The following is a 13,699-nucleotide window of genomic DNA, read 5'->3' as shown; positions in this document are numbered from 1 at the left end:
GTCCATTCGGGTGTCGCGCACCGGCGCAGGCAACGCAGCGGATTCGATCCTATTCCGCCTTGAGACGGCCCAAATCATGGTCGGTGGTCGTCGCCGTCACGATCTGCCCCTCGGGGCGGTCGCTTGCGAAATCGACCTCGGTGAACTGTTCGGTCCGGCCCATGCGGGGGCTTTCCATCAGGATGCGGTGGGTGCGGCCGACCTGCGCGGCGAGGTGGCGGGCGACCTGCGCCTCGCCCGCCGCCCGCAGGCGCGCGGCGCGGTCCTTGACGGCGTTGCCGTCCACCTGCGGCATCCGCGCGGCCGGGGTGCCGGGGCGCGGGGAGTAGGGGAAGACATGCAGCCAGGTCAGGTCGCAGTCCTCGACCAGCCGCAGCGAATTGGCGAACATCGCCTCGGTCTCGGTCGGAAAGCCCGCGATGATGTCGGCGCCGAAGGTCATGTCGGGGCGAAGCCGGCGCGCCTCTTCGCAAAACCGGATCGCGTCGGCGCGGGAATGGCGGCGCTTCATCCGCTTGAGGATCAGGTCGTCGCCCGCCTGAAGCGACAGGTGCAGGTGGGGCATCAGGCGGTCTTCCTCGGCGATGGCGGCCATCAGGGCGGGGTCGGCCTCGATCGAATCGATCGAGGAAATCCGCAGGCGCGGCAGTTCCGGCACCAGCTTGAGGATGCGCCGCACAAGATCGCCCAGACGCTGCGCGCCTGGCAGGTCGGCGCCCCAGCTTGTCAGGTCCACCCCGGTCAGAACCACCTCGTTATAGCCGCGCGCGACAAGGCGCGCGATCTGGTCCACCACCACGCCCGCGGGCACCGACCGGGAATTGCCCCGGCCGAAGGGGATGATGCAGAAGGTGCAGCGGTGGTCGCAGCCGTTCTGCACCTGGACATAGGCGCGCGAGCGGGTGCCGAAGCCGTCGATCAGGTGGCCCGCGGTTTCCCGCACCGACATGATGTCGTCGACCATCACCCGTTCGGTCTCGCCAACGAAATCCGGGGCCTCGGCCAGACGCGCCCAGGTGGCCTTTTCCATCTTCTCGGCATTGCCGAGAACCAGGTCGACCTCCTCCATCGCCGCGAAGAGGCCCGGTTCGGTCTGGGCGGCGCAGCCGGTCACCACGATCTTCGCGGACGGGTTCTCGCGCCGCAGGCGGCGGATTTCCTGCCGCGCCTTGCGCACCGCCTCGGCCGTCACCGCGCAGGTGTTGACGACATGCACGTTCTCAAGCCCGGCGGCGGTGGCAAGTTCCTTCATCGCCTCGGTTTCATAGGCATTCAGCCGGCAGCCGAGCGTGGTGAAGCGGGGGGCGGCGCGGTCCATCAGACCACCCCAAGGAAGGCGGGGGTGAACACGCCATCAAAGACATGCGCCGTGGGGCCGGTCATCCAGACCCCGTCCTCGCGCCAATCGACCAGCAGCTCGCCCCCGTCCAGCACCACGGTCACGCGGCGCCCGGTCAGCCCCCGCCGGGCAGAGGCCACCGCAACGGCGCAGGAGGACGAGCCCGAGGCCAGCGTGATCCCGGTGCCGCGTTCCCAGACCCGCATCCGCAGCCGGTCGGGTCCGGTCAGCTGCACCACCTGGACATTGGTGCGGGCGGGAAACAGCGGGTGGTGTTCATGGGCGGGGCCGAAACTGGCGAGGTCCACCGCCCCTACGTCCGCCACGAAGAACGTGCAGTGCGGGTTGCCCATGCCGGTCGCGACAGGATCGCCGGGAATCGGCAGGTGCAGGGTGTCCATCGCGTCGGCCAGCGGAATCCCGGCCCAGTCCAGCAGCGGTGGCCCCATGTTGACAGAGGTCAGCCCGCCCCCCGCATCCCGCGCGGCCAGCCGCCCGCGTTCGGTGACAAGCGTCAGATCCGTTTGACCGGTCTCGTCCATCAGGTGGCGCGCGATGCAGCGGGTGGCGTTGCCACAGGTGGCCGAGGGCGAACCGTCGGCGTTGTAGAACACCAGCCGCGCGTCGGCGTCGTCCGCGGGCTCGATCACCGCCAGTTGGTCAAAGCCAACGCCCCGGTGCCGGTCGGCGATGGCCGCGACAAGACCGGGCGTCAGCGGCACCGCGCCTGCCCTTGCGTCGATCACGACGAAATCGTTGCCCAGCCCATGCATCTTGGCAAAGGGCAGGCCGTTCTTGTGCAGCGTCTCGACCATGGAGCGGGGATATAACGCCGCGCCCCGGACGAATCCAGCCATGGCGCGGCCTGGGCGCTGTTTTTGCCCTTGACCCCCTGCCGCGGTTTTTCTAGGGAACAGGCCTCAAGTGGGCCGTTAGCTCAGTTGGTAGAGCAACTGACTTTTAATCAGTGGGTCGCAGGTTCGAATCCTGCACGGCTCACCACTTGAAAAAGGGCCCAGCCTTGAATGGCCGGGCCCTTTTCGCGTTGGGCCGGGGCGGGAACGGGTCAGCGGGCGCGCTTTCGGATCGGGTCGGCCAGCAGCCTCAGGCCGTTCAGCACGACGAGCACGGTGCCGCCCTCGTGGCCGACCACGGCGACCGGCATCGGCAAGTGGAAGAACAGGCCCGCGACCACCAGCGTGAGCATCGCGCCCATCGCGAAAACCAGGTTCTGGCGGATGATCCGCGCAGTGCGCCGGGCCAGCGCATGGGCCGCGGCCAACCGGCGGATATCCTCGGACAGCAGCGCCACGTCGGCGGCCTGCAGTGCCACCTCGGACCCGGCGGCACCCATCGCGATGCCCACGTCGGCACGGGCCAGCGCCGCCGCATCGTTCACCCCGTCGCCCACGAAGGCCACGCGGCCGCGCGCGGCCATCCCGGCCACGATGCGCACCTTGTCCTCGGGGCGCAGGTCGGCATGGATCGCCGCGGAGGGAAGGCCCAGATCGGCCGCGATGCGTTCGGCCACGGCGCGCCGGTCCCCGGTCAGCATCGCCAGATGCGTGACGCCGGCCGCGCGCAGCGCATCCAGCGCCGGGCGCGACGTCTCGCGCAGGCGGTCCTCGACCATCACCGCGCCCAGGATCCGCGCGCCGCGGCCCAGCAGGACCAGGGTCTGCGGCGGCGCGTGCAGTGCGGCGAGCAGGGCCTGGGTCTCTTCCTCGATGCCGCGCGCGCCCATCCGCGCCGCCAGCCGCGCGTTGCCGGCCCAGATCATCCCCTCGTCATCGACGCCCACCATGCCTTCGCCGGGCACCGCGCGCGCCTCGCGCACCTCGGCGGGCCGGATCTGCCGCGTCTCGGCCAGCCGCCGGATCGCGTCGGCGATCGGGTGCTCGGAATGGGCCTCGAGACCGGCGAGACGGGCAAGGAACCCGGCCTCGTCGCCTTCGCAGTGAAGGCCCACGACCTCTTGCCGGCCCGTCGTCAGCGTGCCGGTCTTGTCAAAGGCAAAGCTCGACACCCGGGCCAGGGTTTCCAGCGCCGCGCCGCCCTTGAACAGCACACCACCCCGCGCCGCCGCCGACAGCGCCGACAGGATCGCGGCGGGGACCGAGATCACGATGGCGCAGGGGCTGGCCGCCACCAGCAGCACCGCCGCCTTGTAGAGCGCCTCGTGCCAGCCCAGCCCAAGCCCCAGGAACACCGCGAAGGCCAGCGCCGACCCGGCCAGCACGGCAACGGTGTAGCGCTGGCCGAACCATTCCGAGAACCGTTCCGAAGGGGCCCGCGCCGCCTGTGCCTCGGTCACCAGCGCGATCATCCGCGCCACCGTGCTTTCGGCCAGCGGACGGGCGACCCGGACCGCCAGCACCGCGTGCAGGTTCACCGTCGCCTCAAAGACCTGCGCCCCCGGCGCCTTGTGGACCGGCACCGACTCGCCGGTGATGGTCGATTCGTCCAGCGTGCCCTCGCCCTCGACGATCACCGCGTCGACCGGAACCCGCGCGCCGGGGCGCAGGATCACCACGTCGCCGGGCGACAGGGCCTCGACCGGGATCTCTTCGATGCCATCGGCCGTGCGGCGCAGCGCGCGGTCGGGCCGCAACTCCATCAACGCCTCGATGGCCCGGCGCGCGCGGCCCATCGCGCGGCTCTCCAGCGTGGTCGACAGGCTGAACAGCGTCAGCAGGACGCCGCCCTCGAACGCCGCCCCCACCGCCGCCGCGGCCAGTGCGGCGATCACCATCAGAAGGTCGATGTCGAGTTCCCGCTCGCGCCACAGCGCCCCCAGCGCCCGCGCCCCCGCCGGGATGCCGCCCGCCGCATAGACCAGCGCCAGTGCGCCCGCCTCCAGCACCGCCCCCCAGGCCAGCCCGGCCGGCAACGCCCAATAGGCAATCCCGGCCGCCACCATCCCGCACAGCGTCAGCCCGGTCAGAACCAGCGGCCAGGGGTCTTCGGTCAGTTTCGGCATTGCTCTCCACTCGTCCCGCGCGATGGACCCGTCAATGGTTGCCTGCGGCACCTCCGCAGGAGCCAACGGACCCCTTATTGCCCGATCCGGGGCCGGGTGTCAGTCGCCTTCATCGACTCCGGGCCGACGCGGTCCGGGTGGCACCGGCCGATTCGGCGGATGGATCGGGGGGGGTGACCGGCCTTCATGGCGGCGGCAAGGTTATTGGAAAAGTTCCTTTACCAATTTCGATGCTTGCGCCTAGTATGCCCGCGCGGCCCCCCGGGGCCGCCAAGACTCGGGAGGAAAACATGACGATGAGAACCACAACGCGTCGCCACGCGCTGCGTACTCTTGCCGGTGCGGGCGCCGCCACGCTGGCAGCACCGCATATCGCGGGCGCCCAGGCGAACGGTACCACCTGGAAGATCCAGACATCCTGGCCCGGCGGCGCCGGCCTGCAGATCTTCAAGGACTGGTGTGCCACGATCCAGGAAAAGACCGGCGGCGAACTGGCCTTCCAGGCCTTCGGCGCGAACGATGTCGTCGGCGACTTCCAGCTTTACGACGCGGTCAAGAACGGCGTGCTGGACGCGGTGAACCCGTTCACCATCTATGCCCAGGGCATCATCCCGGCGGCGACCTTCCTGACCAGCTATCCGCTGGGCCTGCGCAACCCGCACGAATTCGACACGTTCTTCTACGGCCTCGGGGGCCTCGAGATCGCGCGCGAACTCTATGCCGCGCAGGGCATGTATTACGTCGGGCCGGTGCAGCACGACGCCAACATCATCCACTCCAAGGTGCCGATCCGCTCGCTCGACGATTTTCGCGGCCGCAAGATGCGCCTGCCGGGCGGCATGGTCGCCGATGTCTTTACCGAGATCGGCGCCGAGACCACCGTTCTGCCGGGGTCCGAGATCTTCCCCGCGCTGGAAAAGGGCACGATCGACGTGGCCGACTACACCGGCCCGGCCGTCAACTACGCGCTCGGCTTCAGCCAGGTGACGAAATACATCTCGATGGGGCCCGCGGGTTTCATGTCGATCTACCAGCCGGTCGACCTGATGGACATCACCGTGCGCCAGGCGTCCTGGGATGCGCTGAGCCCGCAGATGCGGCAGTTCGTCGAGATGGAAACCCACGTCTATTCCGACATGCACCACGCCGCGATCCAGCAGGCCAACCAGGAGGCCTGGGGCAAATTCGCGGCCGACGGGGTCGAGGTCACGCGCCTGTCCCAGGACGACGTGGAACTGATGACCGAGGTCGCGGTGCCGATCTGGTTCAAATATGCCAACCGCGACAAGAACGCGGCGCGGGTGTTCAAGATCCAGCTCGACTACATGCTGTCCGGCTCGCTGGGCTATGTCACGCCCGAGCAGATCGAGGGGCTGACGCTCGACCTCTGAGCGCGCTGTCCGCCTGATCGACAGAAGCCGCCCGGGCGATCCGGGCGGCATCTTGCCCCTCCACGCGAACTAGGACTGCATGATGCCTGGTCTCAGCTTCACGCTGCCGCACTGGCTCTACTGGGCCGGCCTGATCGTCTTCCCGCTGATCGCCATGGTGCTGGCGCGCCGTCCACGCCCCGAGGAGCGGCGCTATTCCACCGCGCTCGGCTATCTGATCCTCGTCACCGGCGGGATCATCGGGCTGCACCGGCTCTACCTCAAGAACCTCTTCGGCCTGCTCTACCTGCCGATCTTCGTGTTCATCCTCTATGCCAACGTGCAGGAGCAGCAGGCGCGATCGGCCCTGTCGGACGTGGCGAACCAGTTGCGCGTGGCCGAACGCACGGTCGCGCGCGAGGCGCCGCGCGTCGACGAGGCGCGCAGGAACCTGCCCGAACTGGAGGCCGAATTCGCGGCGGCCGAGGAAGGCAGCTTTGCCCGGCGCAGCGTCGAGCGGCGGCTCGAACGGACGCAGGAAACGGTCCGGGCGGGCGAGGCGCGCCTGGAAGAGGCCCGCGCCGCTGTGGCCGAGTTCGGGCCCCGGCGCGAAACCGCCGCCGAGCTGCGCGAGACATGGTCATCCCGGGCGGGCTATGCCTTCTACCTGATCCTGGCGGCGCTGGCGATCGACGCGCTGTTGCTGCCCTTCATGGTGCGCAAGGCCAACGCCAACCTGTCGTTCACGCCCAAGACCGAGGCCGAACTGGCGCTCGAAGCCGCCGAGGCCGAGGAAGGCCCCAAGCACGACCGCGAATACGCGACCAACTGGATCGACCGGCTGTCACTGTTCTGCGGCGAGTTCGTCGCCTACTGGGCGGTGATCGCGGTCTTCGTCTACTATTACGAGGTCATCGCCCGCTATGTCTTCAACAGCCCGACAAGCTGGGCGCATGAGGGCATGTACCTGATGTTCGGCATGCAATACCTGATCGCGGGCGCCTATGCGATGCTGACCGAAAGCCATGTGCGGGTCGACATCTTCTATGCGCCGCTGTCGCGCCCGCGGAAGGCGTGGGTGGATCTTCTGACCTCGGTCTTCTTCTTCATCTTCGCGGGCACGTTGCTGGTGACGTCCTGGATCTTTGCCATGGACGCGGTCGCGGTTCCCACGGGCAACGCGCTGGTCTCGGACTGGGCGCGGGGCGACATGACGCTGATCCAGATGCTGGGCAGCCTGACGCTGGACCAGTGGACCGACCCCGCGATCCGCTGGGGTGAGATCAGCTTCAACGAGTGGGAGGTGCCCTTGTGGCCGATGAAATGGGTGATGGTGCTGGGCGGGCTTCTGCTGGTGCTGCAGGGCATCTCGAAGATCGGCAAGGACATCCAGGCCATCCGGCAGGGAGCGTAAGGCATGGGACTTGAAATCGGTATCGAGTGGCTGACGCTGATCATGTTCGGCAGCCTCCTGGTCCTGCTGATGGCGGGGCTGCCGCTGGCCTTCGTCACCGGGGGGCTGGCCTGCGTCTTCCTGTTCATCCTGGGCGATGCCGAGGCGCTGAACATCGTGCCCAGCCGCATCTTCCCGCTGATGACCAACTATCAGCTGTCGGCGATCCCGCTGTTCATCTTCATGGCAGCGATGCTGGAACGCGCCGGCATCATCAACGACATGTTCGACGTGATCTACAAGGTGCTGGGCGGGGTGAAGGGCGGGCTTGCGGCGGCCACCATCCTGGCGTCCACGATCCTTGCGGCCATGGTCGGCGTGATCGGCGCGGCGGTGGTGACGATGGGCATCATCGCGCTGCCCGCCATGCTGAAGCGCGGCTACGACCCCAAGATCGCGATGGGCTCGATCATGGCGGGCGGGACGCTGGGCATCCTGATCCCGCCCTCGATCCTGGCGATCATCTATGCCGTGGTGGCCGAACAGTCGGTGGGCGAGCTGTTCATCGGCGCGGTCATTCCCGGGTTGATGCTGTCGGGGCTCTACATGCTTTACGTGGTGGTCCGCAGCTACATCAACCCGCGGCTCGGCCCGCCGATCCCGGTCGAGGAACGCATCTCGACCGGCGAAAAGCTGCGGCTGATGGGCAACATGTCGGCGCCCATCGTGCTGATCGTGGTGGTGCTGGGGGTGATCTTCACCGGCATCGCGACGCCGGTCGAGGCCGCCGGCATCGGCACCTTCGGCGCCTTCATCGTCGCGGCGATCCACCGCAAGCTGGACTGGTACACCGTCAGCGAGGCCTGCATCACCACGCTGAAGGCCAGTGCGATGGTGATCTGGATCATGTTCGGCGCGACGATCTTCGTCGGGCTCTACGTGCTGGAGGGCGGACAGCAATTCGTGCAGGACAGCCTTGCGGCCACGGGTCTCGGCCCCTGGGGCATCCTGATCCTGATGCAGATCCTGCTGATCATCCTGGGGATGTTCCTCGACTGGGTCGGCATCCTTCTGCTGTGCGTGCCGATCTTCGTGCCGATCATCAAGGCGCTGGGCGCGCAGTCCTTCGGGCTGTCGGATCCCAACGATCTCGTGCTGTGGTTCGGGGTGCTTTACCTCGTGAACATGCAGATGAGCTTTCTCTCGCCGCCCTTCGGCTATGCGCTGTTCTACCTGCGCGGCGTGGCGCCCGCCGAGATCCCGATGAGCGACATCTTCCGCTCGGCGCTGCCGTTCCTCGGGTTGCAACTGGTGGGGCTCACGATCTGCATGCTGTTCCCCCAGGTGATCACCTGGCTGCCTGGCCTAGTCTACGACTGAGGCACCCCCGGCGGAACGGGCCGCGGCGGGAACGCCGCGGTCCTGTGCTCAGGGGGCCGGGCTTGCAGGGCGCAGCGTGTCGCCGGGGTCGATCCGGGGGGTCAGGGCCACCCGCTCGCCCGTACCGAAAAGCCCCCTCTCGACGCAATCGGCAATGATCCGCGCCGCGCGCCGCCCGATCTCGCGCCGCTGGATGTCCATCGTCGCGGGCCGCAGCGGCAGACCGTCCAGAAGCTCGATCCCGTTGAACCCGGCAAGCCCCAGCCTGCCCGGCACGTCCAGACCCCTTTCCAGGCAGCACAGCAGCCCGCCCGCCGCGATCATGTCGTTCGAATAGTAGAGAAAGTCGAGATCGGGGCTGCGTTCCAGCAGGGCTCGGGTCATCTCGCGCCCCTTGGCCAGCCCCGAGCCGCCCGAGTAGAACTCGTGATCGGCCACCTCGATCCCGGCCCGCGCCAGCGCCCCGGTGAAGCCTTCGAACCGCTTCCGCGCGCGGTGATCCATCGGCATCTTGGTGCCCAGGAACCCGATCCGCCGATAGCCCGCTGCGGCGATCGAGCGGGCCATCTCGGCCCCCGCCCGGCGGTGCGAGATCCCGACCACGGAATCCACCGGCTCGCCATCCAGGTCCATGATCTCGACCACCGGGATTCCCGCGGCGCGCAGCATCGCGCGGGTGCGCTCGGAATGTTCCAGCCCCGTGACGATCACCCCCGCGGGCCGCCAGGACAGCATCTCGAACAGCACCTTCTCCTCGTGCGGCGGGTCATAGCGCGACAGGCCGAACACCGGTTGCAGCGGCGTGTTCTCCAGCACCTCGTTGATCCCCGACAGCACCTCGGGAAAGACCATGTTCGACAGCGACGGGATGATGACACCGACCAGGTTCACCCGCTGGCTGGCCAGCCCGCCCGCGATCTTGTTCGGCACGTACCCAAGCTGCTGCGCCGCCTCGAGCACCTTTGCCCGGGTCTTTTCCGAGACGTCGCCGCTGTGGCGCAGGACCCGGCTGACCGTCATCTCGGATACCCCCGAGGCCTCTGACACGTCGCGCAGCGTCAGGGGCCGGCGCGGGCGGGGCGGGTCGGAAACGGTCACGGGCGCGGCGCTCCTGTCACGGCTGATCGGCCTAGATAAACGCAGGGCAAGGGAATGTCCAAGCTGATGCAGGCTTGCATGGGCGGCGCTTTCCGTGGAGAAAGACCCCGCGCGACCCCGTGGCTCAACTGGATAGAGCAATCCCCTCCTAAGGGATAGGTTGCAGGTTCGAGTCCTGCCGGGGTCGCCAGCACATGCACCTAAGTTGTTGATAAAAAAGTAAGTATATATTCTATTCGCTTTGGTGTCGTCCCCCCCCTAGAATCCCCCCAACATAACCTGGATGCCTCCGAAATTTGTTGGACACGGACGGTGAGAATGAGCGTAGCGGGCGGATTCTGTTGGAGTCGGTTCGCAGTGCTGGAAGGATCCAGAAGGCAGGCCGCTCTTGGTGATAATAGCATCTGCGACATTTGTGTCATCTGCGTCCGGTCAGGGCAAAACTGCTCCTAAGTCAAAACTGGCGCGAAATACCCCCTCTCGACCGAGTCTATTTCGCCAAAAGCGCCGGTAGCTTCGTGGGCATGTCCTCCATCAGCACCAAGGCGCATTCCACCGTCTCGCCGGTCATGGCGATCTGTAGCTGACCGGCAGGCACCGCCTGATCCCAGGAGAAGTTCTGAGTGAGGAAGTCCAAGACGTTGCGCTTGTAGTCGGTGTCCGGATTTTGCAGGTGGTCGCCCTTGGTTTCCAGCACCACGATCCGCCCAGCGCCTGCATTGCCGCCCGTGGCGAAGATGAAGTCAGGGGAGATACGCCCGCGCTTCCAGCCTTGCAGGCCCATGCCGTAGCTGGCCTTGGCCACGTTGCGGTGCCACCACTTGACCGTGCCGTCCCCGTCCAAGTGCACGGCAACGTTCTGTTCTTCGCCGTTCAACTCGTTTCGGAACACAGGGGAAAACAGGCTGCGGTTCAATGCGCCGCCGTTTGTCCCGGTCAAGTGTGGCGAGTTCGCTGGTTCCGTGGTCAGCATGTGGTCGGGCATCTGCCAGTTATTCCCGTCCAGCCGCAGCCGGAATTGAATGTCACCGGCCTTCACCGCCGCGCGGAGCAGGGACTCAGAACGGGCATCGTCTGCACGATGGTTATTGGGCTCGGTCTGTCGGCGACCGCCTGGGCCGATACGCCACGCGACGGCGACCCCCGTCTTCCCGATGCGCTTCCGGCCCCGGCGACGGAGAGCGAGGTCTTCGAACTGCCGCGTCCGGATGCGCCGTCGTCACGTCCCGCAAGCACGCACCCGGCTCCGGCGCCGACATGGACGCACGAAAACGCGCTCCTGCCGCAGCCCGCCGGTCTGGCGGCACCCGACCACCCCCTGACCCCGCGCGCAATGTTCGCGGCGGCGCACCCAATGGTGCAGGCGGTCATGGCTGTGCTGGCCGGCGCGATCCTCGTGACCGGAACGGTCCTGATCTTCAAGGCCACGGAGATCGGCCTTGCGCGCCGTCGTCTGTCGCGATCGGTCGCGACGATCCGCGGGGCCGAAAGCCTCGGGGCGGCGGCGCGGCGGCTTTCGGGGCGCCTCGATCCGGCCGCGTTCATGGCGACCGCGTCCTTCGAGGAGTATCTCCGGTCGGACGAGGCGCTTTCGCTGGCCGGTCCGGAAGGACTCAGGCAGCGCGTGCGGTCGATCGTCGAGCGCACCGAGGCACAGGCAGCGTCCCGCCTGCGGCGTGGCCTCGGGATTCTGGCCACCATCGCGTCGACCGCGCCCTTCGCCGGACTCTTCGGCACGGTCTGGGGCATCATGAACGCCTTCGTTGGCATATCGGATAGCGGGACCACCAATCTCGCCGTCGTGGCGCCGGGAATTGCCGAGGCGCTGCTTGCGACCGCGATGGGACTTCTCGCGGCGATTCCGGCCGTCGTGCTCTACAACCACTTCGTCCGCGCGACCGCCTCCTGGCGGCTGGCGCTGTCGGATGCCGGCGCGGCGGTCGAACGGCTCATGAGCCGGGACCTCGATCTGCGTGTCGCGGGCCGGGCCGAACGATGATGCGCTCTGGCGGCGAGGAGGGCGGCCTTGAGGAAACACACGAGATCAACGTGACCCCCTTCATCAACGTCATGCTGGTGCTGCTTATCATCTTCATGGTCGCCGCGCCGCTTTCGACCGTCGATGTGCCGGTGGACCTGCCCGGATCGACCGCACAGCCGGCCCCGCGGCCCGACGAGCCGGTCTTCCTCAGCCTTCGGCGGGATCTCGGCCTGTATCTCCGGAACGCCCCCATCCCGCGTGAGACGCTTGGGGCCGCGCTCGATGCGGTGACGGGCGGCGACCGGGACACGCGGGTCTTCCTGCGCGCGGACGAGGCCGTTGCCTATGGCGCGCTGATGGAGGTGATGAACGACCTGCGCGCGGCGGGCTATCTCAAGGTCGCGCTGGTCGGGCTCGAGGCCGGCGCAGGAGGTTCGCAATGACGACCGCCGACGACTGGGCGCTACGCCTCGGCGCCCGCCACCGGTGGCAGGACGGGCTCGGCTGGCCGGCAGCGGCGATGACGGGGGGGGCTCGCCATCCTGGCCGTTGCACTGGCCCTGCAGGACCATGACCGGATCGTCGGGCGATCCGACGGGGTCGAGACGGCGATCCTGCTCGACCTCGGCGCCGCGTCGGCAGACCTTGCCGCCGTCGCCGCGCCGGAAGTCGCCCCCGCCATGCCCATGACCGCCCTGCGCCCCATGCCTGCGCCCGATGCCCTACTGGCAACCGGTTCCAGGTCGAGCCTGACTTTCCGGGAGCCCTCACCTTTGGCACAACGGACAGCGCTGCCGAGGCTTGCGGCGCCGGTCCCTGGGAATTTCGACATCGAACCTCCTCCGTCCGCACCAGTGCGGGTGACCAAGCGCCCGGAGTCGCGGCCGCAACCGCGCAGCGAAGCGCCCGAAACGCGGCACGGCGAACGGCCACGGACCGCCCGGCCGACCGTCCTTGCACCCTCCCGGGGCAGTCCCGTCGCGTCCGGCCGGTCGGCGGCCGGACCGGGTGCTGCAAAGGGGGACCTCTCCAGCCTGAAGGCGCGCTGGGGGTCCGAAATTCTCGCACGCATTCAGCGCCGGGCGCGTGGAGCGCCAGGTCGGGAGGGGATCGTGGCACTTTCCCTGTGGGTCGGGCGGGATGGCGCATTGCTGTCGGCCTCGGTGGCCAGGTCGTCGGGCAATCCGCGCCTGGACGACATGGCGCTTCGGGCGGTTCGTTCCGCGGGAGGTTTCCCGCCCGCGCCCGCGGCGCTGACCGAGGCCCGTTACGGTTTCTCCCTTTCCATACGTTTCAGGCGATAGGCGCCCTCGTCGGATCGTGATGCAACCGGTCAGGGCCGGGAGCGTTCGTGATCTGCCTCGTGGTTGGGCAGTTGCGCTGTCAGGGCGCTGGAATCGAATGAAGGCTGATCACGGCACGCATGGTCGAGACGCAGGCACACGGTCGCGCGGCGATGGCGCTTGCCTCGGACAGCACCGCTATATACCGCATATGCCTAACGATTGTATGTCGAAACCCGTCGAGACCGCTGCGGGATGGGCTCGGCGGCAGGACGGGCGGCGAGGAACGGGACGCAAGGATGGATCAGGCGAGTGAGGTCATGGCAGAGATTCGCATTGCCGCGATTCCCCTTGTCGAGGACGTGTCGGTGGACACGCTGCTGGCGGGCGTGGTGGCCGCACTCATGGCCCAGGGGCACCGGCTGGCGGGGTTCCGGCAGACCCGGACCGACGCCTGCGGGATGGCGGTCGAAGACCTTTCCGGGGGCGGCCTGTTCGGCATCTCGCAGCGGCTGGGGCCGGGGTCGACGGGTTGCAGCCTCGATCCGCAAGGGCTGGCCGAAGCCGCAGGCGCGGCGCTGCTGGCGCTGGAAGCCGGCCCCGACCTCGTCGTGCTGCCGCGCTATGGCAAGGCCGAGGCCGAGGGGCATGGCTTCCGCGCCGTGATCGAGAAGGCGTGCGAGCGGCAGATCCCCGTCCTTGCCGCGGTCCGCCGTGATTGCACCGCCTCGTGGGAGGACTTCACCGGCGGCTGCGCCGACTGGCTGGCGCCCGAGCCGGAGGCCGTGCTCGACTGGTGCCGCCGGGCGATGCCGGTCCGCGCCTGATCAGGCCCCCGCCGGGGCTCAGGGCAGGGCCAGGATCACATGGCTCGA

Annotated in this window: 12 protein-coding genes and 2 tRNA genes; 9 read left to right on the top strand and 5 right to left on the bottom strand. The window is 68.2% G+C overall.

Annotation, left to right across the window (positions count from 1 at the left end; translation table 11 throughout):
• Positions 1-49 precede the first annotated feature (49 nt).
• Both mtaB and dapF read right to left on the bottom strand, forming a co-directional pair.
• Positions 50-1,318: a tRNA (N(6)-L-threonylcarbamoyladenosine(37)-C(2))-methylthiotransferase MtaB gene (mtaB, locus tag EV655_RS13975; RefSeq protein WP_132545894.1), complete on the bottom strand. Its 1,269-nt coding sequence runs from the start codon at positions 1,316-1,318 to the stop codon at positions 50-52.
• On the bottom strand, positions 1,318-2,154 hold the full coding sequence (gene dapF, locus EV655_RS13970; RefSeq protein WP_132546088.1) for a diaminopimelate epimerase: 837 nt from the start codon (positions 2,152-2,154) through the stop codon (positions 1,318-1,320). The genes mtaB and dapF overlap by 1 nt, the downstream gene beginning before the upstream one ends.
• A 111-nt stretch (positions 2,155-2,265) precedes the next feature.
• Here dapF and EV655_RS13965 point away from each other — a divergent pair.
• Positions 2,266-2,341, top strand: a tRNA-Lys gene (locus tag EV655_RS13965).
• A gap of 64 nt (positions 2,342-2,405) precedes the next feature.
• Here the strand turns inward: EV655_RS13965 and EV655_RS13960 are convergent.
• Positions 2,406-4,319, bottom strand: a complete 1,914-nt coding sequence (locus EV655_RS13960) for a cation-translocating P-type ATPase (RefSeq protein WP_165905362.1) — start codon at positions 4,317-4,319, stop codon at positions 2,406-2,408.
• 296 nt (positions 4,320-4,615) lie between these two features.
• On the opposite strand from EV655_RS13960, the gene dctP reads away from it, so the two are divergent.
• The 3 genes from dctP (at position 4,616) to EV655_RS13945 (ending at position 8,462) form a co-directional block, all read left to right on the top strand.
• Positions 4,616-5,710, top strand: a complete 1,095-nt coding sequence (gene dctP / locus EV655_RS13955) for a TRAP transporter substrate-binding protein DctP (protein ID WP_243645088.1) — start codon at positions 4,616-4,618, stop codon at positions 5,708-5,710.
• A gap of 82 nt (positions 5,711-5,792) precedes the next feature.
• Positions 5,793-7,103, top strand: a complete 1,311-nt coding sequence (locus EV655_RS13950) for a TRAP transporter small permease subunit (protein WP_132545891.1) — start codon at positions 5,793-5,795, stop codon at positions 7,101-7,103.
• A gap of 3 nt (positions 7,104-7,106) precedes the next feature.
• Positions 7,107-8,462 carry a TRAP transporter large permease gene (locus tag EV655_RS13945; protein WP_132545889.1) on the top strand — a complete coding sequence of 452 codons (1,356 nt, stop codon included), beginning with the start codon at positions 7,107-7,109 and terminating at the stop codon, positions 8,460-8,462.
• A 48-nt stretch (positions 8,463-8,510) separates the two neighbouring features.
• Here the strand turns inward: EV655_RS13945 and EV655_RS13940 are convergent, their stop codons facing one another.
• A complete protein-coding gene (locus tag EV655_RS13940) occupies positions 8,511-9,560 on the bottom strand; it encodes a LacI family DNA-binding transcriptional regulator (RefSeq protein ID WP_132545887.1) in 1,050 nt (349 codons plus the stop codon).
• Between the two features lie 113 nt (positions 9,561-9,673).
• Between EV655_RS13940 and EV655_RS13935 the strand changes: the two genes are divergently transcribed.
• Positions 9,674-9,750, top strand: a tRNA-Arg gene (locus EV655_RS13935).
• A gap of 300 nt (positions 9,751-10,050) precedes the next feature.
• On the opposite strand, the gene EV655_RS13930 is transcribed toward EV655_RS13935, so the two are convergent.
• Positions 10,051-10,545 carry a hypothetical protein gene (locus EV655_RS13930; RefSeq protein ID WP_207901981.1) on the bottom strand — a complete coding sequence of 165 codons (495 nt, stop codon included), beginning with the start codon at positions 10,543-10,545 and terminating at the stop codon, positions 10,051-10,053.
• Between EV655_RS13930 and exbB the strand changes: the two genes are divergently transcribed.
• From exbB to EV655_RS13910, 4 genes are all read left to right on the top strand, one after another.
• Complete coding sequence (exbB, locus tag EV655_RS13925; RefSeq protein WP_243645087.1) at positions 10,534-11,559, top strand: tonB-system energizer ExbB; 1,026 nt, start codon at positions 10,534-10,536, stop codon at positions 11,557-11,559. The two genes, EV655_RS13930 and exbB, sit on opposite strands and share 12 nt — an antisense overlap.
• Positions 11,559-11,984: a TonB system transport protein ExbD gene (exbD, locus tag EV655_RS13920; RefSeq protein ID WP_132546085.1), complete on the top strand. Its 426-nt coding sequence runs from the start codon at positions 11,559-11,561 to the stop codon at positions 11,982-11,984. Before exbB ends, exbD begins: the two co-directional genes overlap by 1 nt.
• A 237-nt stretch (positions 11,985-12,221) precedes the next feature.
• A complete protein-coding gene (locus EV655_RS19120; RefSeq protein WP_132545885.1) occupies positions 12,222-12,845 on the top strand; it encodes an energy transducer TonB family protein in 624 nt (207 codons plus the stop codon).
• 299 nt (positions 12,846-13,144) lie between these two features.
• Entirely contained in the window at positions 13,145-13,651 is a 507-nt protein-coding gene (locus tag EV655_RS13910; RefSeq protein WP_243645086.1) for a DUF2478 domain-containing protein, read from the top strand.
• Positions 13,652-13,699: the final 48 nt, after the last annotated feature.

It is taken from the genome of Rhodovulum euryhalinum (assembly GCF_004342445.1).
GTDB lineage: Bacteria > Pseudomonadota > Alphaproteobacteria > Rhodobacterales > Rhodobacteraceae > Rhodovulum > Rhodovulum euryhalinum.
Note: the sequence above shows the minus strand (reverse complement) of the source record. Positions and strands in the feature narration are given on the sequence as shown.